This is a genomic window from Parafrankia sp. BMG5.11 (assembly GCF_004337455.1).
Genome location: NZ_SJXI01000066.1, coordinates 13,537 through 34,855 on the forward strand (window position 1 = coordinate 13,537; position 21,319 = coordinate 34,855).

A 21,319-nucleotide genomic window follows, 5' to 3' on the forward strand; every position below is an offset into this window, starting at 1 on the left:
GGTGGCGGGTGGGTCTGCTCGCGACGCCCGAACCACCGGTCGGAACCACCGTGGACGCCCCGGCCGCGTCGGGGATCCCCCGGCCGGGCGGAACCGGGCGTCGCCACGACTCACTCGCACAGACCTCCTGCCTCGCCGTGGGACCCCGTCGCCGTAACAGGCTGGTCGAGGGGGCCGTGACCCTGGGTACGGCGGTGCGGCGGCGCCCCTGGCTGCTGACCGCCGTCCTGTGCCTGATCTGCGTGTGCCTCGATGTGACCGGCCCCGACACCCCTGCCCAGGAGTATCGGGTGTGGCTGTTCGAGCACGGCGGCGCGGTGCTGTGGGACGACGGCTGGTACGGCGGCCATACGATACCGGGCTACAGCGTCCTGTTCCCCCCACTGGGCGCCCTCCTGGGTGTGCAGGCGGTGGGGGCGCTCGCGTGCGTCGCGTCGACCGTCGCCGTCACCAGGCTGTTGCGCGGGCCGGGGGTGCGCCACGGTCAGGACCTGCCGCTGCTGTGGTTCGCGGTGGCCACCGTGGCCAATCTGGTGGTCGGCCGGATGCCCTTCGCGCTCGGGATGGCCTTCGGCGCGGTCGCGCTGGTCGGGGCACGCGAGCGCCGGGTGTGGCTGGTGTGGGCCGGGGCGGTGCTGGCCTCGCTGGCCTCGCCGTTGGCCGCCGGGTTCGTGCTCATGGTGGGGCTGGCGCTGGCGCTGACCGGGTCGCTGCCCCGCCGCGTGATCCTCGCCTTCGGCGGGGCCGGAGCCGGGATCATCGTCGCCCTCGCCTTCCCGGAGGAGGGCTACCAGCCCTTCCCTGCTGTGACCTTCCTGTCGTTGCTCGCCCTGATCGGTGGCGGGCTGCTCCTTGTTCCGAAGGAGCACCGGGCGGTCCGCAACGGGCTGTTGCTGTGGGCGGGCGCGGCGATCGTGTTCTTCTTCGTGCCCACCCAGGTCGGGGGGAACATCACCCGTCCGGCGACGCTTCTCGCCGGTCCCGCCGCCGCGGTGTTCCTGGCCACCCGGCCGCGGGCGCTCGCGCTGGTCGCCATCCCGTTGATCGGATGGCAGATCGGGCCCATCCACGGCGCGTTCGTGACTCATGGTGATCCGTCCGCCGCTCCTGGGTACTACACCGACCTGCTGGGCTACCTTGACAACGGCGGGCCGGTACCGGCCGGGCGGGTCGAGATCCCCTTCACCCAGGCGCACTGGGAGGCCCGGTACGTCGCCCCGAAGCTGCCCATGGCCCGGGGCTGGCTTCGCCAGCTCGACAGCAAGTACAACGCCCTGTTCTACGACGGGACGCTCACCGCCGAGACCTACCACGAGTGGCTGCTGGCCCGCGGCGTCACGTATGTCGCGCTGCCCAACGTCGACCTCGACCCGTCCGCGGTCGCCGAGGCCAAGCTGCTCCGGTCCGGCCTGCCCTACCTGGAGCTGGCCTGGCAGAACGCCGACTGGAAGGTCTGGCTGGTCCGGGATTCGTCCGGCCTCGTGCGGGGCCCGGCGACCCTCACCGAGCTGGGCGTCAGCTCCGTCGCGGTGTCGTTCGCCAGCCCGGGGGTCGCCACGGTCCTGGTGCACTACACGCCGTACTGGCAACTGACTGAGGGTGACGCCTGCGTGTTCCGGGCCGCTGGGGGCTGGACGGGCATCCTCACCCAGTCGGCCGGCGCCGTGCGCCTGTCCGCCCGGCTCTCCGTGGACGGCCTGACCCGGGCCAGCGCCCTTGACTGCCCGGCCGACCACCGCCTGCACTGACGCAGCGGGCCCAGCCAGGCGAGCGGTCAGCCGGGTGGGCGGTCGGGTGGGCGGTCAGTCGGGTGGGCGCGGTGTCATCCGCACGATGCGCAGGCCGGCTGTGGCCAGCACCTGGGGCATGTTGCGCACCACGTCGCGGTCGCGGTCCTGGTCCGCCGGGGAGAGCTGCTCCCAGTCGACGAGGGACGGGTGACGCGGATCGGAGCCGCCCCGCTCCACCGGCCCGTACCGCACCCCGCGGCTCTCCCGCTCGCGCCGCCAGCGGGCATGCTCCGCCTGGGCCAGCTCCTCCAGCTCCTCCGGCGTGAAGACGAACTCCGGGTCGTGCTCCCCGGCCGGCATCAGCATCCAGTTCCGCCGGCGCAGGACGTCGCTGTACCCGATCGCCTGCGCCAGGTTGGCGGCCCGCAGATCGTCGTCCAGCTCGTCCCAGGGGCGCAGGCTCCGCCGCGAACGCAGGACCGCGCCGCCGGTCATCTCCTTGAACAGGTACTTCTCGTGGATGATCCGCGCGAAGCGCTCGATGAGGTCGTTCGCCCCGGGATCGAGGGGCAGCGCCTCGTCGTTGACCGCGAAGAACCGCAACCCGCCCTGGACGTCGTCCAGCAGCGCACCGCCGCCACGCCGCCCCGGGCCGGGCGGCGGCGGGACGGGCGCGTCGGGGCCGTCCGGGTCGGGTGCCTCGCGCGGGCCGAAGACGTCCTCGAAGCTGCGCTGCCGGCCGGTGCGCACGACGACCCGGGTGCCATGCTCGCCGAGGCTGGCGGCGCCCAGCGTGCGCGCCACCTCCAGCCCGCGCAGCAGCGCCTCCTCCTCGTCGCCGTGGCAGACGTAGACGAACTCCGGCGGGACGGTCCGGGTGCCCTCGACCGGGTCGTCGAGCTCGAGGACCGCCACGGGCAGCTCCCCGGACGGACTGTCGTTGGCCAACAGCTCGACCCGGGCCAGCGCCGGCTCCCGCGAGCGCATGGCCGCGGCCTCGACGGTCGCGTTCCGCCCCGACAGGACGATCCGCAGCGGTGGCGAGCCGGGCGAGCTGTAGTCGCGCCAGCGCCGCGCCAGCTCCATCACCACGGCCTGGCCCAGGTCGGACATCCCGAGAACGACGACCGGCGCCGGGCGCGCCCGCAGGTCGGGAAACTCGTCCGGCCGGGCCCAGGCAGGCGCGTTGCCGTTCAGCATGGCGTGCGCGCCGAGCACCTCCACCGCGAAGAAGTCGAGGCGGAAGCCAGGGTCGTTCTCCAGGCCGATGCGGCGGGCCCGCAGGTGCGGCAGCAGCGAGAGGTCGCCCACCTGGGCCAGGCAGCGCAGCGGATGGTCCAGCCGGGCGGAGGAGATCCGGCGGCTGCCGGCCCGGCTGGTCCGCACGACGCCACGGGCGGTGAGCGCGACGGCGAGGTTGGAGGCGGTGTCGTCCAGGCAGCTGTAGACGACGTCGGCCCGCATGATCCCCGCGCTGGCCAGGACGAGCCGCTCCACCGGGTCACCGATGACCCGCAGCAGGTTCGGGGGCCGCTCCGCGTCGGGATACTCCCGCTCGGCGTCCTCGGCGACGAGCACGACCCGGCTGTTCCCGACGAGCTTGTCCACGAGCGCGGAGGCGGTCGGCCCGGTGCCGCAGACGATGACGTGCCGGTGCGCGTGCCGGGCGCGGAACCGTTCGAACCGGTGCGCGAACAGGGTGCTGGCGGCGTCGGCGACACCGACGGCCGTCGCCAGCGGGGCGAGGAAACGGGCGATCTCCAGCGCTGGGGGGAACTGCCCGCCGTTCTCGAACATCGTGCCGTCGGCGAGGAAGAGCGTCGAGGCGAAGAAGATCACGTTCGCCCAGGTGAACGTCTCGGGCTCCGCGGAGAAGTGCTGGTACGAGCCGATGAGGCTCAGCACGAGGGCGATCAGCCCGAGCACGAGGAACGTGCCGAGCAGGTGGCGGCGCAGCCATCGGCCGATCCGCCCCATCCGGCCGAACAGCAGCGTCGCGTAGAGCCGCGCCGCCCGCGCCACCACCCCCCCCAGCAGGTGGCGCGGGTCCAGTACCCGGGCGAGCCGGCCTAACCGGCCCGGTCTGCCGGACGGACCGGGAGGACCCGGACCGCCCGACGGACCTCGGGAACCGCCGGCGGTCACTCCGGGCGGTGAGCCGTCATCGCGCCGACGGCTCCGAGACCAGGTCGGCGACGACGATGGTCGTGTCGTCGCGGGCGCCGGCCAGCAGTGCCGCCTCGACCAGGGCGTCCGCGGCCCGCTCCGGTGGTTCCGGGCCGAGCTCGGTCATCAGCCCCAGCAGCTGCTCCGGGGTCATCACCTTCGTGATGCCGTCACTGGCGAGGATCACCCGGTCACCGGCCCGCACCGCCTCGCGCAGGATGTCGGCCTCGATCCGGTCGGCCAGGCCGATGGCGTTGAGCAGCGGGCCGTTCTTGATGGCGTGCGGCGTCGTGACCTGGCGCGGTCGGCCCTTCTGCGGCTGCAGCCAGACGGAGCTGTCGCCGACGTGGGCGATGAACAGCGTCTCGCCCGTCGACTGCTGGCGGCCGAGGATGACCACGTCGAGGGTGCAGGCCATACCTCGCCAGGACGGCTCCTGCCGGGGCTTCTCCCGCACGACCTGGTTCGCCCGGGCGACCGCCTGGCGCAGCCCGTCGGCCGGGTCCTCGGCGTACTGGGGACGGAACCCGGCCACCGTCGTGACCGTCAGCGTCGAGGCGATCTGGCCGGCGGCCTCCCCGCCCACGCCGTCGGCGACGGCGAGCAGGCCGTCGGACACGACGTAGGCGTCCTCGTTGGGGCCGCCGCGCTTGCCGCGCCGGGTGCGGCCGGCCGCGGCCAGCCGCAGGGCGGGAGCCGTGGTCTGGGCCGGCTCGGCCGCGACCAGGCCGGGCGCGGAGGGGTCGGGGGTGGGCACGGTCGGCGCGGTCATCGCAGGTGAGGCCGCCGCGGGCGGCGCGCCCCAGACCGTCTCGCCACCCACCGGGGCCGCCCCGTACCCGTCGGCGCCGGGCCCGGTCGGCGCGGTCGAGCCGATCCGCATCGTCTCGCCGGCCGTCGGGTCGGGGTAGGAGGCCGGTCCGGAGTACCCCGACGACCCCTGGTGCGGGAAGCCACCGGCGAGCGGGTCGTGGTCGTCGACCGCGAGCCGGTAGGCGGCGTCGTCCGTCTCGCCATGGTGCGGGCGCCCGCTGGGGGGCGGAGTCCACCCGGTGGCGTCCGGGTCTCGGCTGTCGTTCATGTAGGTGTCCCTGCCGCCTGAGTCGAGTCCACTCACGTCGATACCCCCCGTGCCGTGGGCACCGGCGTGGGGCCCGCCGGGCTGTGCGGCTCCGGCGAAGTACGCCCCCGCATGGGACGGATCCGCCGGCGCCGCGCCGGTATCGGCGCGTGACGTGTACGCGCCACCGATATTGTGACCTCCGGTCCCGCCGCTTTCCGTAGCGGACGCGACCGTGTCGGTGTCGTTCGCTGTACTTCCCGCCGTGCCGGGAGGCCCGTGGCCGGGATCGCGCAGACTGTCGATGCGGGTGGCGTCGGCGTCGCCCCACCCGCTGTCGTCCCAGGCGGAACCGTCACTCCAGGCGGAGCCGGTGTCCGGGCCAGGATCGGCCGCGCTGCCGGTGCCGCGACTCGTGCCGTCCGCGGCCTGCGCCACCTCCACCGCGGCGGGAGCGCTCGCGGGCGCGGTGAAGCCGGGCACGACGCCGTCTGGTGACTGCGGGTCCGGCGCGCGCGTGTCCGGCGCGGCCGGAGCCGACGGCTCCGGGGCGTCGCGCAGCGGGATGCTGCCGGGCCGCGAGCGTCTCGTCTCCAGCGAGCGCTTGCGCCCGGATCCGTAGCCGGTGCGTGGTGCGCGACTGGACAGGACGACGAAAACCACCGCGCCCACCAGAAGCACCACGATGAGCATGATCGGTACCAGTGAGCTACCCATGGCCTCCGTCCCCGCCACGACAACCCGATCACGCTATAGGACGTGTCGGCAGCCGTCTCCATACATAACCAAAGGCAACAACTCGGCGAAGACCGGGCCGGTGTCAGGACTGCGACAGAAAGCTGCTGATTCCACCGGTGCCGCGTCAGGGGCCTGCCGGTCACCGGCAGCAGGTGTCGGGTTCCCGTCCGTATCACCCAAAGGTCAGTATCGCCGGAAGTGCGGCGTCACCGGAAGGGCCTGTCGATCCCGAAAACGGGTCGGGATGTGGCGCCGAGCGGGCGCGGCGGATGAGGTCGCGTCGGCGGGCGGGTACGGGGAGGTCGCCTGGCGCGCGGCGGATCAGGTCGCGTCGGCGCGCGGGCGGGCGAGGGTGAAGGTGTCGAAGGGCACGGGCACGGCGTCCGCCGAGTCGTAGACGGTGACCTGGATGCGGGTCGTCCCGCCCGGCTCGCCCGGATCGACCGTGAGCGCGGCGAACGCGTACGGATGCTCGGGGAAGCGGGCCGCCAGCCACGGGGCCGGCTCGACCGCACGGATCGAGGAGCGCTGCCGCTGCCCGGGCTCCCGTTCCCGCACCCCGACGACCACCCGGCAGGCCGGCGGGTCGAACAGCTGCCCGGCCGACGGCGTGGACGAGCCGCCGGTGCCGATCAGCATGTGCACCGTCCCGGCGGACGTGTCGAGCGTGGCAGTACCGCCCCCGCCGCCCCCCGCGACGGACACCGAGCCCGGGACCGGCCGCGGGGTCAGCGTCGCGCTGCCGTCCACAACCCCCCGTAGCGGGTGTGTGCGCTCGTAGTGGTGTTCGTGCCCGGAGATCACCAGGTCGACGCCGTACTGGTCGAACAACGGCAGCCAGGCCTCGCGCAGGCCGAGGTCCGCGCCGTTGTGGAACTCCGCTGTGGAGACTGCTGCCTGGTGCAGGACCACGATGATCCAGTCGACCGCCTGGTCCGCCCGGGCCTCGGCCAACTGCCGCTCGAGCCAGGCGGTCTGCCGACCCGAGCTGTAGCCGTGCAGGTAGACGCGGCCGGCGTCCTGGTAGCAGACGTCGTCGCCGCTGAGCACGACGAACCGTACGCCACCCACTGTGAAGGCGTACCAGAGGCCGGCCAGGTACGGCTCCTCGCCGTTGTCCGGCGGCTGGAAGTAGGTCTGGTAGGCGGCGAGGCCCAGCGCTCCGTTTCCCCGCTCGGTCTCGTGATTGCCGACACTCGGCATCCACGGGCGGCGCGCGGCCGAGGTGCTGATCATCGCGAACCAGTCCGCCCAGGCCCGCGGCGGGACGTCGCTGACGTTCGAATAGGCCAGATCGCCGTCGACCAGGGTGAACAGCGGGTCCACCCGCTCGACGCCGGCGACGAGCGCGCTGGAGGCCGGCGTGCCGAACGGGTTGTCGGACGCGTCGGTGCCGTGATCGCCGAAGCAGGCGAAGGTGAAGGCGGCCCGGCCGCGGGGGGCCGTCCGGAACGACGCCCGGCCCACCTCGCGGACGACCCCGGCCGCCGTGGTCTGGTACGTGATCTCGTAGGTGTACTCGGTGTCCGGCGCCAGCTCGTCCAGCAGCGCGTGGTGCGCGTAGATCTCCCACCCGGTAACCGCGTCCGTGTACGACCTGGTGCCGGCCCCGACCTCGCGGACTGCCTCGGCGGTGCCCGTGACCACCCGGGCCAGCGGCCGGACGACGGGCTCCCTGGTGATCCAGGAGACCACCATCGACGTCGCCGGATCCGCGCCGAAGGCGAGGTGCACCCCGTGCTCGGCGTGCGACGGCCCTCCGCCGGGCCGCGGCGGGGCGTCGCGTGGTGCGGCGTCTAGTGGTGCGGCGTCTCGTGGTGCGGAGGCCGGCGACTCGGAGGATCGTGACCGGGAACGTCGTGGACCGCGAAGGCTGTGAGGCATGACTTCCGGTGGCTACGGCTGGCTACGGGGCTGGCTGCGAATGGCTACGGCTGGTTGCTGATGGCCGCTCACGCCGAAGGGCGGCTGCGCTGGCGCGCAACCGCCCTTCGGATGGGTCTGGCCCGGGTGGGCGACGGCCCGCTCCAAGGCGGAACCGGCCGTCACCTCACGCGCTGGGCGTCCTGCGGCCCGATGTCACTCGCTGGACTTGGCGAGGTCGATCGGCGGGGAGTCCGGCACCGAGTTCGGCTTCGGCTCGCCGCGGAAGACGAACTTCGCCTCCTCGCCCTCACCCTCGACGTCGCCGACCACGATCTCGCCGGGACGCAGCGTCCCGTACAGGATCTTCTCGGACAGGATGTCCTCGATCTCCCGCTGGATCGTCCGGCGCAGTGGCCGGGCGCCGAGCACCGGGTCGTAGCCACGCTTGGCGAGCAGCGCCTTGGCGGCCGGCGTGAGCTCCAGCGCCATGTCCTTGTTCTTCAGCTGGCTGTCGACCCGGGCGAGCATGAGATCCACGATCTGGATGATCTCGTTCTCGGAGAGCTGGTGGAAGACGATGATGTCGTCGATCCGGTTGAGGAACTCAGGCCGGAAGTGCTGCTTGAGCTCGTCCTGGACCTTCGCCTTCATCCGCTCGTAGTCGACCGCGCCCTGGCCGGTGGCGAACCCGATGCCGGGGCCCTTGGAGATGTCCCGGGTGCCCAGGTTCGACGTCATGATCAGGACGGTGTTCTTGAAGTCGACCAGCCGGCCCTGGGAGTCGGTCAGGCGACCGTCCTCCAGGATCTGCAGGAGCGTGTTGAAGACGTCCGGGTGGGCCTTCTCGACCTCGTCGAAGAGGACCACGGAGAACGGCTTGCGCCGCACCCGCTCGGTGAGCTGGCCACCCTCCTCGTACCCGACGTAGCCGGGCGGGGAGCCCACCAGCCGCGAGACGGTGTGCTTCTCCATGTACTCGGACATGTCGAGCTGGATGAGCGAGTCCTCGTCGCCGAAGAGGAACTCCGCCAGCGTCTTCGACAGCTCCGTCTTACCGACACCGGACGGGCCGGCGAAGATGAACGAGCCGCCGGGGCGCTTCGGGTCCTTCAGGCCGGCGCGGGTGCGCCGGATCGCCTGGGAGACGGCCTTGATGGCCTGCTCCTGGCCGATGACCCGGCGGTGGAGCTCGTCCTCCATGCGGAGTAGACGCGCGGTCTCCTCCTCGGTGAGCTTGAAGACCGGGATGCCGGTCCAGATCGCGAGGACCTCCGCGATTTCCTCGTCGCCGACCTCGGCGACGACGTCCATGTCGCCGGCCTTCCACTCCTTCTCCCGCTTGGCCTTCTCGGCCAGCAGGGTCTTCTCCTTGTCGCGCAGCGACGCGGCCTTCTCGAAGTCCTGCGCGTCGATCGCGGACTCCTTGTCCCGGCGGACGTTCGCGATGCGCTCGTCGAACTCCCGCAGGTCCGGCGGAGCGGTCATCCGGCGGATGCGCATCCGGGAGCCGGCCTCGTCGATCAGGTCGATGGCCTTGTCCGGCAGGAACCGGTCGGAGATGTAGCGGTCGGCCAGGGAGGCCGCGGCGACCAGGGCGGCGTCGGTGATCGAGACGCGGTGGTGCGCCTCGTACCGGTCGCGCAGACCCTTGAGGATCTCGATGGTGTGCGCCACCGACGGCTCCGCGACCTGGATCGGCTGGAACCGCCGCTCGAGAGCGGCGTCCTTCTCCAGGTGCTTGCGGTACTCGTCCAGTGTGGTCGCGCCGATCGTCTGCAGCTCCCCGCGCGCCAGCATCGGCTTGAGGATGGAGGCGGCGTCGATCGCGCCCTCGGCGGCACCCGCACCGACGAGCGTGTGGAGCTCGTCGATGAACAGGATGATGTCGCCGCGGGTGCGGATCTCCTTGAGGACCTTCTTCAGCCGCTCCTCGAAGTCACCGCGGTAGCGGGACCCGGCGACGAGCGCGCCGAGGTCGAGGGTGTAGAGCTGCTTGTCCTTCAGGGTCTCGGGGACCTCGCCCTTGACGATCGCCTGCGCGAGCCCCTCGACGACGGCGGTCTTGCCGACGCCGGGCTCGCCGATCAGGACGGGGTTGTTCTTCGTCCGGCGCGACAGCACCTGCATGACGCGCTCGATCTCCTTCTCGCGCCCGATGACCGGGTCGAGCTTGGACTCACGAGCGGCCGCGGTGAGGTTGCGGCCGAACTGGTCGAGGACCAGCGAGGTCGACGGCGTTCCCTCGGCCGGGGCGCCGGCGGTCGCCGGGTCGCCCTTGCCCTGGTAGCCGGACAGGAGCTGGATGACCTGCTGACGGACCCGGTTGAGGTCCGCGCCGAGCTTGACCAGCACCTGGGCGGCGACGCCCTCGCCCTCGCGGATCAGGCCGAGCAGGATGTGCTCGGTGCCGATGTAGTTGTGGCCGAGCTGGAGAGCCTCACGCAGGGACAGCTCGAGGACCTTCTTGGCCCGGGGCGTGAACGGGATGTGCCCGCTCGGCGCCTGCTGACCCTGCCCGATGATCTCCTCGACCTGTGACCGCACACCCTCGAGCGAGATCCCGAGCGACTCGAGGGCCTTAGCGGCGACGCCCTCGCCCTCGTGGATCAGGCCGAGCAGGATGTGCTCGGTCCCGATGTAGTTGTGGTTGAGCATCCTGGCCTCTTCTTGGGCCAGGACGACGACCCGACGTGCCCGGTCGGTGAACCTCTCGAACATGTGCGCTCCTTCGAGCTGCGACCGACCACACGACAGCCGGTATCCGCATGCTAGCTCCGCCGAGGCATGTCCTCACGCATCGAACAGAAACCTACCCGCCGGAACCGTCCCCCTCGTCGGGGACGGCGTCGCGGCCGGATTGCCGGCCGACCAGCGGAGACGTTCATCGCAACCGTGGCCGACCAGGCGTGATTCCGTCACGTGGTTCCGCCAAGAGCGGAACGACATGGTGACCCCGACAGTTCGTGGCCGGGGCTCGACGGGCAGATGATCAGAACTTGTAACCGGAGCCGCGATGCTCCGGGAACGGTGGCGGGAACGGGTGTCTGGGGCCCTGGCCACCGGCTGGACCCGAATCCAGCACTACCGACGGTAACCGATACTCAGGTGGCCCTTCGGTGTGATTCAGGCCACGTTGAGATCACGTCTGACCAGGTCGGGTGCGCCCAGGCCCAGATCCGACCAGAGCGCATCCCACCGGAGCGCGCCCGGTCAGACCACGTCCGGCCAGACCACGCCCGGCCTCGTTCGAGCCTGCCCCGTGGATGTCGGCTCACACCGCCAGACCGCCGGGACCCTGGGTGTCGATCCACTCCCGGAGCCGGTTCTCGCGCTCCTCGGCGGCCACGAACGGACACGCCGTGCAGAACTCGGCGGTGACCCGGTGCGCCAGGCAGCACGAGCCGCGCCGCATGCCCGTGTACGGCCGGCCGCGATGGACGAACTGCTGCCAGGTCGGTCTCGCCCGCAGCGGCGGTGACGCGCTCGCGAAGAAGGCGTCCGCCTCCAGGCGGCCGGCGTGGGGATCACCACTCACCCGTTCGGTGAGAAGAAAGGCACGGCCGCACTGCGCGGCGACGGCGCCCCACAGCGCCGCGTGGCCGAGACGGGCCCGCGGGCGCAGGTCGGCGAGCACGGGCTCGAGGTGGCCGACGATCTGGCTCACCAGCCGCGCGCGCAGCGTCTCGACGTCGGCCACGGCCTCCACGACCTCGATCGGGTCGTCCGCTGTGATGCCCTCGGGGTAGCCGACGCTGTCCGGGTAACTGGCGCTGTCCGGGGGGCCGACGCTGTCCGGGTAGCGGTCGTAGGTGCCGGCCGGGAGCACCTGTTCGGTGACGGGGCCGCCGGCCTGGGTGATCAGTTCTGATGCGATCCGCGCCGGCACCGGCGCCGTCAGGACGGGATCCGAGTGCATGATCGTCATCCGCCGCGTTCGGAACGCGGTGGCGTCGAACCAGCCGCCTTCGCGACAGCGCACCGAGATCCCGGCCGGGTCGAGGTCGGGGATCCGGCGGGTGAGGACGAACGCGGTGACGGCCGGCCCGACGACGGTCGCCGCATACCAGGCGGTGAGGTAGCTGACGGCGACCTCGGCGCTGGCCTGGTGATGATCGCGGATGACGCCGAGCGCCGCGTCCAGCCCCGCGGGGCTGCGCAGGTCGGTGGCGTCGATCCAGCCGTCGGCCGGCTCGGGCGACCCGGCGATCGCGTGGCGGTGGTCGAGGGCCGGGGCCACCGCTCGCAGGGTGGAGCCGAAACCCGCCAGGCCGACGGGCCGGGTCGCGCAGTTCTGGGCCGGAATCATCTGCGTGGTCCGGCAGTCGATCGCGCCGCCACCGTCCCGCTGGGCGGGTGGGCCGGGCACGGCGTCGGGGACAGGGTCCTCGTCGGGAGGACTGCCACCGGGAAGGCCGCCGCTGGCCCTGGGTGCGACCGGGGAGGCGTTGCGGAAGACATGGTGTTAGGTAAGCCTAACTTGACCGTCTCCGTCAACTCGGCGTCGCCCACCCGCCGCCGCGCCGAGAACATCGCGGCTGGTCCCGGGCTCGCCGGTCGGCAAGATGGATTCGTCACAGTCCGCCGAAGGTTTGGCGCGTGTGATGTCCGGGTTCACCCGGAAACGTCCACTACCCAGCCGCGTCCGCCCTGGTGGACCCGGCCCGACCGCCGACGGCTCGGCGGACGGGCCCGCCGGGTGCCACCTTCTATCTTCTTTGCCTGCCCCGCGCGCAGGACCACTGAACCGACCGCGGACGGATTCGCCGTGGCCGACCTACGCGACTGGGCAACTCGGCGACCTGTGACCGATCTGACCTGTGACCCAACTGACCTGTGACGCGCCTGACCCGAGACTGACCCGACCCAGGGCCATGTCCACGAGATCAGCAAGTGAGGTTGACCTTATACCCTGCGCCCTCGGCGGTCCGGCATCACAGTGGGAGGCCGGGGTGGCGCCGACGCGACCTGCGCCACGGTTCCCTGATCCGGAGTTGGCCGAGTCAGCCGGCGCGGCCGGGGCGGGGGCGGTCGGGACGCACCCGGGGCATGGCGACGGTGGGTGGCAGCCCCGGCGGCAGGGGAGCGGCCATCGAGACCGGGCCGACGGAGTCCGGGCTGGTGGCGACGCTCGCCCCGGGGGCGACGGAGGCGCCGGCTATGACCGGCGCGCTGGGCGCACCCGCGACCGGCCCGGCTGGTAGGCCTGCCACCGGCCCTCCGGGCCGACCCGCGACCGGGCTGGTGGAGACGCTCGCGGCCGGGCCGGCGGCGAGCGTCGCGCGCGGAGCGGTCTCGCTCCGGGCGAGAGGAACCCGACTCAGGGCCACCTCGGCGTCGGGGCCGAGGGCCGGGCGCGGACCGCCTCCCGCCCCGAGACCTACCGTGAGGCCTGCAGCGGGACCTGCCATGGGACCTGCCGTGGGGCTCGTGCCCGGCGGCCGTCCACCCGCGGGGCGGTGATCCACCCGAGGCGCCGGCTCCAGCTCCCGGGGACCGGGCCGCCGCTCGGCCTCGGCCATCCGGCGCGCGATCCGGACGGCCAGCGTGGAGAAGTCGCGGTAGGCGCGCTGTGTGGTCTGCAGGTGGCTTCCGACGATGCCGTCCGACGGGCGCAGCGCGAAGACCGGCCGCCGGGCGAGCTGCGCGAGCGGCATGAGGCTGCGGTAGTGCTGCACCTGGGCCAGGCAGTGCTGATCGACGGCGATGTCGACCGGCACCCGGGGAGCGACGCCGAGGACCTCCTGGGCGTAGACCGTCGGCATGCGGGAGATCCAGCGGCTGTGCGCGCGTGACGGCCGGTCGGAGCGCCCGTGCGGTGTCAGCATGACGTAACCGAGGGGGCGCATACCGCCACCTGGCAGGCCTGTGACGTCACGCGGGGCCCGGGCCAGCCGGTCGGCCCAGCCGTCGCGCCACGCCCGCAGGGCCGGGCCGAGGTTGCGCAGGCCCTGCATGCTGAACAGGTCCGGGGCGAGCGGGACGACGACATGGTCGCTGGCCACCAGGGCGGCCCGGTTGATCACGCCGAGATTCGGGCCGACGTCGATCACCACGATCTCGACGTCGTGCAGGTCGGCCACCGCGCGCACCAGCCGGCCCAGCGCGCTCATGACGCGGAAGGCCCGGGGGTTGCCGGGCCCCTCGAGGCAACGTGGCCAGGCCTGCGAGAGCTCGTCCTCGAAGCCGGAGAGCTCCAGGTCGCCGGGGAGCAGGACGAGGTTGTCGCCGACCAGCTGGCCGGGCGCGGGCGCGATGTCGCCGGTGCCCTCGATCAGCGGGCGCAGCATCCCGTGGATGGTTCGCGCCGGTGCGGCGGACCGCCGGGCCTCGGGGTGCCACAGGCGTTCGAGCGTGTCCTCGTCCAGGAAGGAGGCGGTCAGGTTCGCCTGTGGGTCGAGATCAGCCGCGAGGACGCGCCGGCCGAGGTCGGCGTACATGTTCGCCAGGTGGTAGACGAGGGACGTCTTGCCCACGCCGCCCTTGTTGTTGAAGAACGCGACCACTGCGGCGGACATGCGCCTCCCCGTCGTCGACCGGAGGATCCCGCGGCCCCGGTCGTTCATAGTGGCACGGACGAGACATTCTTCCCGCAGTCGGCGCGCTCGCGGTGCCGATTCGGCAAGTCCGCGGGACGAGACGGCGCGGCCACCGAGACTTGGCAGCCATGACGACCTCACCGCGAGTGCTCTACCACGTCGTGTGCGCGGCGCTGCCCGCGCTGGCCGCCGCGGACTTCGCCACCGAGGCCCGCCGGGACGGCTGGGACGTGTGCGTCGTGACGACGCCGCGGGCCGCCGCCTGGCTGGACCTGCCTGCCCTCGCCGCGGCCACGGGACATCCCGTGCGCACCGACTACAAGTTTCCGGGCCAGCCCGACGTCCTCCCGCCGCCGGCCGCCTTCGTGGTGGTCCCGGCGACCTTCAACACGATCAACAAGTGGGCGGCCGGCATCGCGGACACCCTCGTGCTGGGGCTGCTCACCGAGGCGCTCGGCCTCGGTCTCCCGGTCGTCGCGGCGCCCTGCCTGGCGGAGCCGCAGGCGGCCCATCCGGCCTTCGCGGCGTCGTGCCGCACGCTGCGCGGCGCCGGCGTGCGGCTGCTCGACCGCTGGACGGCGCGCGATCCCGGCCTGGCCGCCGGCGGCTGGGAGACGGCCGACACCCGCCGGGTGCTCGCCGAGCTCCGGTCCGCCGCGGGCTGACGCCAGCCGTCAGCGGTCGTCGAAGAGGGCCCTGTGGACGGTTTTCGCCAGGGCCTCCTGGCCGGCCCGGGTCGGATGGGCGCTGAGACTCCGGCTCGCGCCGAAAAGGCCGATCGGATTCACCCAGGAGTCCTTGGTGCACATTTCATGCCCGCGCAGGGACCGATCGGTCGATACGTACTCGACACCGGCGTCGGACGCCGCTCTGCGGATAGTCCGGTTGAGCGCGTTGTTCAGGCTGGCGAGCTGGCGGCGCTCACTCTTGTCGAGCCATCGGCAGGTGTTGTCGCTCTGGGACCGCGGAACGACGGTGGGATACCCGACGACCACGATCCGGGAGTGCGGCGCCGCGGCCTTCACCTCTTTGTAGGTGGCGACCAGGACGTCGGGAAGCACGTCCTCGACGTAGTCCCGCCGGCGGCGGTCGTCGCCGTCCCAGAAGCACTTCCATGCGACACAGCTGAACATGACCTGGCTGAACCCGGCGTCGTTGCCGCCGATGGTCAGCGTCACCACGTCCGGTGGGGTCGGCAGGGCGCGCAGCTGTTCGAGCTGGGGCGGAGAGCCCCGCTGAGGCTTGGTCATGGCCTCTGTCGTCGCGCCCCCGCACGCCGCGTGCAGGACGTTGGTGGCCGGCGGGTCGAGGGTGGCGAGCAGCCGTGGCCACGCCCCGGCGCTGCGGCGGCAGCTCGCGAAGGCCGCTTCGAACGGGGGCGTTCCCTCACCGGAGGAGTACGAGTCGCCCAGCGCGGCCACGGTCAGCGTTCCCGGGGCCGCGGTCGCCGCCCCGGCCGTCCCCATCGGCGTCCCGAGGAGAACGAACAGTGCGGCCGAGACGAACAGTACCGTCCAGGTGAACGGCGCTGTTCGGTTGAACGTCGCTGTTCGGTTGAACAGTGCCGTCCGGTCGTGCCGGCCGTGCGGGCCGTGCGGGCCGCCGAATCGTGAGGTCGCCCCCGTGCTGTGCCGCATGAGGGAAAGGCTAACCCGGGCACGCCGGTGCCGGACGGTTTCCTGCCCGGAACGGGGATGTAGCTGGCGGCGCGTCACCGGATTACCGCGGAGTCCGGCTGTTCCGTCCGGCGGCGCCCGGATGGTTGTCGGAAATCCGATAGAGACGGCGCGGACCGGGTCTTCCCGGACTTCGCCTCAGCGCGGTTCGGTGTTCTTCTCGAAGACAAGCCGCAGCCCGATCAGGGTCAGGTGCGGCTCGTGATTGTCGAGGGTCTCGCTCTCCTTGATCACCAGCGGGGCCAGGCCGCCGGTGGCGATCGTGGTGGCCGGTGTGCCCAGCTCGGCCCGGATGCGGCGGACCAGCGCGTCCACCTGGCCGACGACGCCGTAGATCATCCCGGACTGCAGTGCCTCGACGGTGCTCTTGCCGATCACCGAACGGGGGGTGGTCAGCTCGACGTTGCGCAGCTGCGCGGCACGGGAGGCCAACGCGTCCAGCGCGACCTCGATGCCCGGCGCGAACGCCCCGCCGAGGAACTCGCCCCGCGCGGACACCACGTCGATGTTCGTGGCCGTGCCGAAGTCGACCACGATCGCCGGGCCGCCGTAGAGGTGGTGGGCGGCCAGCGTGTTCATGATCCGGTCGGCGCCGGCCTCCTTCGGGTTGTCGATGAGGATCGGCACCCCGGTGCGGGTGCCGGGCTCGACGACGACGGTCGGCATCGCCGGGAACGTCCGGCTGACCATCCGGCGGATCTCCCGGAGGGCGGCCGGCACGGTGGAACACACCGAGACACCGCCGATCGGGTGGTCGCCGAGGAGGCCGCGGTAGAGCCAGCCCAGCTCGTCGGCGGTCGCTCTCGGGTCGGTGCGGACCCGCCACGAGTTGGCGAGCTGATCGCCGTCGAAAACACCCAGCACGGTGTTCGTGTTGCCTACGTCGATCGTCAGCAGCATGTTTCGGCCGTCCAGGGTCTGTCCGCTCGGGGGGTGGGGTGCGCGCGGTGCGCGGGCGTCAGCGGGGAGCCGGCACCGCGAGGTCGAAGCCGAGGTCCAGCGCGGGCGCCGAGTGGGTGAGCCCGCCGACGGCGAGGAAGTCGACCCCGGTGGCGGCCACCGCGGCGGCCACGTCGAGGGTGAGCCCGCCGCTCGCCTCCAACAGGACCCCGGCCGGCCGGGCGACGGCGACCGACGCGCGCAGCTCGTCCAGGGACATGTTGTCACAGAGGATCAGGTCGGCTCCGGCGCCGACCGCCTCGACGACCTGCTCGACGGTGTCGCACTCGACCTCGACGGGCAGGTCCGGGTACCGGGCGCGCACCGCGGTGAACGCCGCCGCCACGCCGCCGGCCGCGATCACGTGGTTGTCCTTGACCAGCGCGGCGTCGGCCAGCGACATCCGGTGGTTGCGCCCGCCGCCGCAGCGCACCGCGTACTTCTCCAGCGCGCGCAGCCCGGGCAGGGTCTTGCGGGTGTCGCGGACGGCCGCGCCGGTGCCGGCGACCGCGTCGGCCCACAGCCGGGTCACACTGGCTACCCCGGAGAGGTGGCAGAGCAGGTTGAGCGCGGTCCGCTCGGCGGTGAGAAGCCCACGGACGGGACCACGCACCCGGAGCACCTCCGTGCCCGGAACGACCCGGTCCCCGTCGGCGAGCGTCGGCGTCACGGTGACCGCGGCGCCGAGCAGCACCTCGAACACGGCCGCGGCGACCGGCACGCCCGCCACCACGCCGTCCGCCCGGGAGACCACGGAACCGGTACTGATCAGCGCCGCGTCCACGGTCGCCGCGGACGTCGCGTCGACCGCCCAGGCCGGCTCGCCCACCTGCGGGGCCGCCTCACCACCTGGCGGGGCTGCCTCGTCCGCCGGCCGGGGTGCCCCGCTGACCTGCGGGGACGTGGCCACGGGAAGATCCTCGGCGAGGGCCCGACCGATCACGTCGAGGACTGCCGCCGCCTCCAGCCCCGCGGACTTCAGCCCCGCGAGGACGGCGGCCGAAAGCTGGTCGGGGCCGAGCGGCGGCCCCGGCCGCCCGCCACTCACGCCGACCGCGCCTGGGACGCCGTCGACCGGCCCGACGGGGCTGACGGGGCCTGCGACCGGGCCGACGGGCCCTGCGCCGCGCGTGCCCCGTTCGACCGTTCCTCGGCCGGCGGTGCCTCGTAGGTCACGATCAGCTTCCCCTCCTGATCCAGCCTGGTCAGCACATGCCCGCGCCAGTGCTCGTCGTCGCGGGCGCCGAAGTCCTCGCGCCAGTGGCAGCCGCGGGTCTCGGTGCGCAGCTCCGCCGCCGCGACCAGTGCGGTCGCCACCGTGCGTAGGTTCGTCATCTCCCAGGCCGCCGGCCCGGCCTGCACGGTCGCCCCGCTGACCCGCAGGTCACCGAGGCCGGCGAGCATCTTGGACGTCGCCCGCAGGCTCTCGGCGCTGCGCAGGACGCCCGCCCCGTCGGTCATCACCCGGGCCAGGGCACCGCGCTCGGTCGGATCGGTCAGGCCCGATCCCCGCGCGCCCGTCGGCTCCCCGGTGGACGGCGTGCCGCCAGGTCCGTCCACCGGGCGGACCCCGGGCAGCCCGGCGATGTGCTCGGCGATCCGCGCCGCGAACACCAGCCCCTCCAGCAGGCTGTTGGACGCCAGCCGGTTCGCCCCGTGCACTCCCGTGCAGGCGACCTCCCCGCACGCGTACAGCCCGGGGACGCTCGTGCGCCCCCACACGTCGGTGCGGACCCCGCCACTGGCGTAGTGCGCCGCCGGGGCCACCGGGATCGGCGTGGTCACCGGGTCGATGCCTGCGGCCCGGCACCGGGCGGTGATGGTCGGGAACCGGCGCAGGAGCGTCTCGGTGCCCAGGTGGCGGGCATCGAGGAACAGGTGGCGCACCCCCTGCTCGGCCATCACCCGCGACATCCGCTTCGCGACGACGTCCCGGGGCGCCAGGTCGGCCAGCGGGTGGACGCCGGCCATCACCCGCTGGCCGGCCGCGTCCACCAGCAGCGCGCCCTCGCCGCGCATAGCCTCGCTGACCAGCGGCTGCTGGCCCGACTCGTGCTCAGGCAGCCACAGTGCCGTCGGATGGAACTGGACGAACTCCAGGTCGGTCACGACCGCCCCGGCACGCAGGGCGAGCGCCACCCCGTCGCCGGTGGAGACCGCCGGATTGGTCGTCGACGCGAAGATCTGCCCCATGCCACCGGTGGCCAGGACGATCGCGCGTGCCGTCACGGCGCCGACGCCGTCCCGGCTGCCCTCGCCGAGCACGTGCAGCGTGGCTCCGACCGCCCGCCCGCCTCGGTCCGTGAGCAGGTCGAGGACGAGCGCGTGCTCGAGCACCTCGATGGACGGGTCGGCGCGCACGGCGGCGATCAGGGCGCGCTCCACCTCCAGCCCGGTGGCGTCGCCACCGGCGTGCGCGATGCGATCGCGCAGGTGGCCGCCCTCGCGGGTGAGTGAGAGCGCCCCGTCGGGCTCCCGGTCGAACCGGGCGCCGAGCGCCGCGAGCTCCCGCACCCGGGCGGGACCCTCGGTGACCAGGATGTCGACCGCCACCGGGTCGCACAGGCCGACCCCGGCCACGAGGGTGTCGCGGTGGTGCTCGGCCGGGGAGTCCCCGACGCCCAGGGCCGCGGCGATGCCGCCCTGGGCCCAGCGGGTCGATCCGGCGTCCAGCAGGGCCTTGGTGACCAGCAGGACGCGGCTGTCCGGGCTCGCCGCGCGCGCGTGCAGCACGGTGGTGAGCCCGGCGATTCCGGACCCGATGACCACGATGTCGGCGTGCCTGGTCCAGCCCGGACGGGGCGCGCCGAGTCGGTGCGGAAGAACAGGCACCTCGCTACGCCCCCCCGCCCAGGCCGTGAGCGCCGGCCGGGTCCAGGACGTCGCCCCGCAGGCTGGACGGATCGCCCGGCAGCGCCGCCGCCGGATCACCGCCCTGCCCGATGATCCGGTTCTCCGCGTCGACGAACAGGACCTTCGGGACGTGCCGGCGTGCCTCGGCGTCATCCATGATCCCGTAGGAGATGATGATGACGAGGTCGCCGGGGTGGACCAGCCGGGCAGCCGCCCCGTTGATCCCGATGATTCCGCTGCCGGCCGGGCCGCTGATCGCGTAGGTCTCCAGCCGGGCGCCGTTGTTGATGTCGACGATCGTCACCTGCTCGCCGGGCAGCAGGTCGGCGGCCGCCATCAGGTCGGCGTCGATCGTCACCGAGCCCACGTAGTGCAGGTCGGCCTGGGTGACCGTCGCCCGGTGGATCTTCGAGTTGAGCATGGTCCGGAACACCGGTCAGACCTCCTTGCCCTTGCCGGCGTCGTTGCGAGCCTCGTTGTGGTCTTTGCTGCGGGCTTCGTCGTCGACGGGGCCCGGCCCGGCCCCCGTCAGGACGAGTTCGACGTTGTCGATCAGCCGGGTGTTCCCGACCCGGGCGGCGACCAGCAGCAGCGCCGGCCCGACCTCGACCGGCCCGAGATCGGACGGGTCGGCCAGCGTCAGGTAGTCGACGCCCACACCCGGCTCGGCGGCCAGCACCGACCGGGCCGCGGACAGTACGGCCGCCGCGCCCGCTCCAGCCTGCCCGGTGCCGGCGGACAGTGCCCGGGAGAGCGCCAGCGCGCTGCGCCGCTGCTCCGGCCCAAGGTAGGCGTTTCGGCTCGACAGGGCGAGACCGTCGGTGTCCCGCACCGTCGGTACTCCGACGATCTCCACCGGGAACGCCAGGTCGGCGACCATCCGGCGGATGCAGACGAGCTGCTGGGCGTCCTTGCGGCCGAAGAAGGCCACATCAGGGCGCACGAGGTGCAGCATCGTGCCGACCAGGGTGAGCATCCCGTCGAAGTGGCCCGGCCGGGACGCCCCCTCGAGGACGTCGCCGAGCGGGCCGGCACTCAGGGTGACCAGCGGTGCGGGATCATGGACCTGGGTCGGGGCGTAGACGGCGTCGACACCCTCGCGCGCGCAGAGATCGAGGTCTGCCTCGAAGGTGCGGGGGTAGCGGTCGAGATCCTCACCCGGCCCGAACTGCAGCGGGTTTACGAAGATTGTGACCACCACCTGGTCGGCCCGGCGCCGGGCCGCTCTGATCAGCTCGGCGTGCCCGCGGTGCAGGGCGCCCATCGTCATCACGACGGCGCGCACCCCCCGCGCGGGGCCGTTCCCGACGGGGGACGCGGCGGGTTCGCTCAGCAGGGCGGCGAGCTCGGCGCGGGTGCGGGCGACGGTGGGCCGGCCCGTTCGGACCGGTGATCCGGAGGCGGTGGTCCCGCCCCCCGGTCCGGCTGACGCCGATGGCGAGGTCGGTGCGGCCGGCGAGGGCAGCGAGGTCGGTGCGGCCGGCCCGGAAATCGGGCGGGCGGGCGATTGGGCAGGCATGTGAACAGGCATCTGTCCGTTCCAGTCCTCGGATGGGGTACCGGACGTCGCCGGACACTGTAACCCGCATGCAACCTCCCCCGGCCCGGTCTGTGACCGGGCCGTCTTTCGCCGCGCAAGCCTGGCCGGGACGGCATCGGGCCGGCTCGCGCCGCGGCCGGAGACCCGAGAAGACACACCGCCCCCGGCCGCTACGGCGCGACCGGGGGCGGTGACTGGACGGAATCGGTGACTGG

At 73.0% G+C, this 21,319-nt stretch carries 14 protein-coding genes; 2 read left to right on the forward strand and 12 right to left on the reverse strand.

Translation table 11 applies throughout. The annotated features are described in order from the left end of the window. Nucleotides 1–8 precede the first annotated feature (8 nt). On the forward strand, nucleotides 9–1,748 hold the full coding sequence (locus tag E0504_RS36840; RefSeq protein ID WP_112104722.1) for a hypothetical protein: 1,740 nt from the start codon (nucleotides 9–11) through the stop codon (nucleotides 1,746–1,748). Nucleotides 1,749–1,802: 54 nt separating this feature from the next. Here E0504_RS36840 and E0504_RS36845 read toward each other — a convergent pair whose 3' ends face one another. The 6 genes from E0504_RS36845 to E0504_RS36870 form a co-directional block, all read right to left on the reverse strand. Further along, entirely contained in the window at nucleotides 1,803–3,752 is a 1,950-nt protein-coding gene (locus E0504_RS36845; RefSeq protein ID WP_112104734.1) for an NAD-binding protein, read from the reverse strand. A 139-nt stretch (nucleotides 3,753–3,891) separates the two neighbouring features. Beyond that, complete coding sequence (locus E0504_RS36850; RefSeq protein WP_112104735.1) at nucleotides 3,892–5,673, reverse strand: PP2C family serine/threonine-protein phosphatase; 1,782 nt, start codon at nucleotides 5,671–5,673, stop codon at nucleotides 3,892–3,894. A 342-nt stretch (nucleotides 5,674–6,015) separates the two neighbouring features. Further along, on the reverse strand, nucleotides 6,016–7,578 hold the full coding sequence (locus E0504_RS36855) for a metallophosphoesterase family protein (RefSeq protein ID WP_112104723.1): 1,563 nt from the start codon (nucleotides 7,576–7,578) through the stop codon (nucleotides 6,016–6,018). A 195-nt stretch (nucleotides 7,579–7,773) separates the two neighbouring features. Further along, entirely contained in the window at nucleotides 7,774–10,278 is a 2,505-nt protein-coding gene (locus tag E0504_RS36860) for an ATP-dependent Clp protease ATP-binding subunit (protein WP_012157634.1), read from the reverse strand. A 553-nt stretch (nucleotides 10,279–10,831) separates the two neighbouring features. Continuing rightward, on the reverse strand, nucleotides 10,832–11,866 hold the full coding sequence (locus E0504_RS36865; protein WP_131626765.1) for a Fe-S oxidoreductase: 1,035 nt from the start codon (nucleotides 11,864–11,866) through the stop codon (nucleotides 10,832–10,834). Between the two features lie 694 nt (nucleotides 11,867–12,560). Further along, nucleotides 12,561–14,075, reverse strand: a complete 1,515-nt coding sequence (locus tag E0504_RS36870) for a ParA family protein (RefSeq protein WP_235013587.1) — start codon at nucleotides 14,073–14,075, stop codon at nucleotides 12,561–12,563. Nucleotides 14,076–14,224: 149 nt separating this feature from the next. On the opposite strand from E0504_RS36870, the gene E0504_RS36875 reads away from it, so the two are divergent. Then, complete coding sequence (locus E0504_RS36875) at nucleotides 14,225–14,761, forward strand: flavoprotein (protein ID WP_071060805.1); 537 nt, start codon at nucleotides 14,225–14,227, stop codon at nucleotides 14,759–14,761. A gap of 9 nt (nucleotides 14,762–14,770) precedes the next feature. On the opposite strand, the gene E0504_RS36880 is transcribed toward E0504_RS36875, so the two are convergent. The 6 genes from E0504_RS36880 to panC all read right to left on the reverse strand — a co-directional run bounded on the left by E0504_RS36880 (nucleotide 14,771) and on the right by panC (nucleotide 21,083). Beyond that, nucleotides 14,771–15,733 carry an SGNH/GDSL hydrolase family protein gene (locus E0504_RS36880; RefSeq protein WP_112104725.1) on the reverse strand — a complete coding sequence of 321 codons (963 nt, stop codon included), beginning with the start codon at nucleotides 15,731–15,733 and terminating at the stop codon, nucleotides 14,771–14,773. A gap of 177 nt (nucleotides 15,734–15,910) precedes the next feature. Continuing rightward, nucleotides 15,911–16,672 (reverse strand): type III pantothenate kinase, encoded by a 762-nt coding sequence (locus E0504_RS36885; RefSeq protein ID WP_012157640.1) that lies wholly within the window; start codon nucleotides 16,670–16,672, stop codon nucleotides 15,911–15,913. Nucleotides 16,673–16,730: 58 nt separating this feature from the next. Next, nucleotides 16,731–17,759: a carboxylating nicotinate-nucleotide diphosphorylase gene (gene nadC, locus E0504_RS36890; RefSeq protein ID WP_112104726.1), complete on the reverse strand. Its 1,029-nt coding sequence runs from the start codon at nucleotides 17,757–17,759 to the stop codon at nucleotides 16,731–16,733. Further along, entirely contained in the window at nucleotides 17,756–19,543 is a 1,788-nt protein-coding gene (locus tag E0504_RS36895; RefSeq protein ID WP_112104737.1) for an L-aspartate oxidase, read from the reverse strand. Before E0504_RS36895 ends, nadC begins: the two co-directional genes overlap by 4 nt. 4 nt (nucleotides 19,544–19,547) lie before the next feature. Beyond that, nucleotides 19,548–19,997: an aspartate 1-decarboxylase gene (panD, locus tag E0504_RS36900; RefSeq protein WP_112104727.1), complete on the reverse strand. Its 450-nt coding sequence runs from the start codon at nucleotides 19,995–19,997 to the stop codon at nucleotides 19,548–19,550. Nucleotides 19,998–20,000: 3 nt separating this feature from the next. Beyond that, nucleotides 20,001–21,083, reverse strand: a complete 1,083-nt coding sequence (gene panC, locus E0504_RS36905) for a pantoate--beta-alanine ligase (protein ID WP_112104728.1) — start codon at nucleotides 21,081–21,083, stop codon at nucleotides 20,001–20,003. Nucleotides 21,084–21,319: the final 236 nt, after the last annotated feature.

What these genes read in the sequence shown, in the direction of transcription:
- E0504_RS36885 (WP_012157640.1), bottom strand. Translation starts at nt 16,672, where the DNA reads ATGCTGCTGACGATCGACGTAGGCAACACGAACACCGTGCTGGGTGTT.
- E0504_RS36855 (WP_112104723.1), bottom strand. Translation starts at nt 7,578, where the DNA reads ATGCCTCACAGCCTTCGCGGTCCACGACGTTCCCGGTCACGATCCTCC.
- E0504_RS36875 (WP_071060805.1), top strand. Translation starts at nt 14,225, where the DNA reads ATGACGACCTCACCGCGAGTGCTCTACCACGTCGTGTGCGCGGCGCTG.
- panC (WP_112104728.1), bottom strand. Translation starts at nt 21,083, where the DNA reads ATGCCTGCCCAATCGCCCGCCCGCCCGATTTCCGGGCCGGCCGCACCG.
- E0504_RS36860 (WP_012157634.1), bottom strand. Translation starts at nt 10,278, where the DNA reads ATGTTCGAGAGGTTCACCGACCGGGCACGTCGGGTCGTCGTCCTGGCC.
- E0504_RS36880 (WP_112104725.1), bottom strand. Translation starts at nt 15,733, where the DNA reads ATGCGGCACAGCACGGGGGCGACCTCACGATTCGGCGGCCCGCACGGC.
- E0504_RS36850 (WP_112104735.1), bottom strand. Translation starts at nt 5,673, where the DNA reads ATGGGTAGCTCACTGGTACCGATCATGCTCATCGTGGTGCTTCTGGTG.
- E0504_RS36870 (WP_235013587.1), bottom strand. Translation starts at nt 14,075, where the DNA reads ATGTCCGCCGCAGTGGTCGCGTTCTTCAACAACAAGGGCGGCGTGGGC.
- E0504_RS36865 (WP_131626765.1), bottom strand. Translation starts at nt 11,866, where the DNA reads ATGATTCCGGCCCAGAACTGCGCGACCCGGCCCGTCGGCCTGGCGGGT.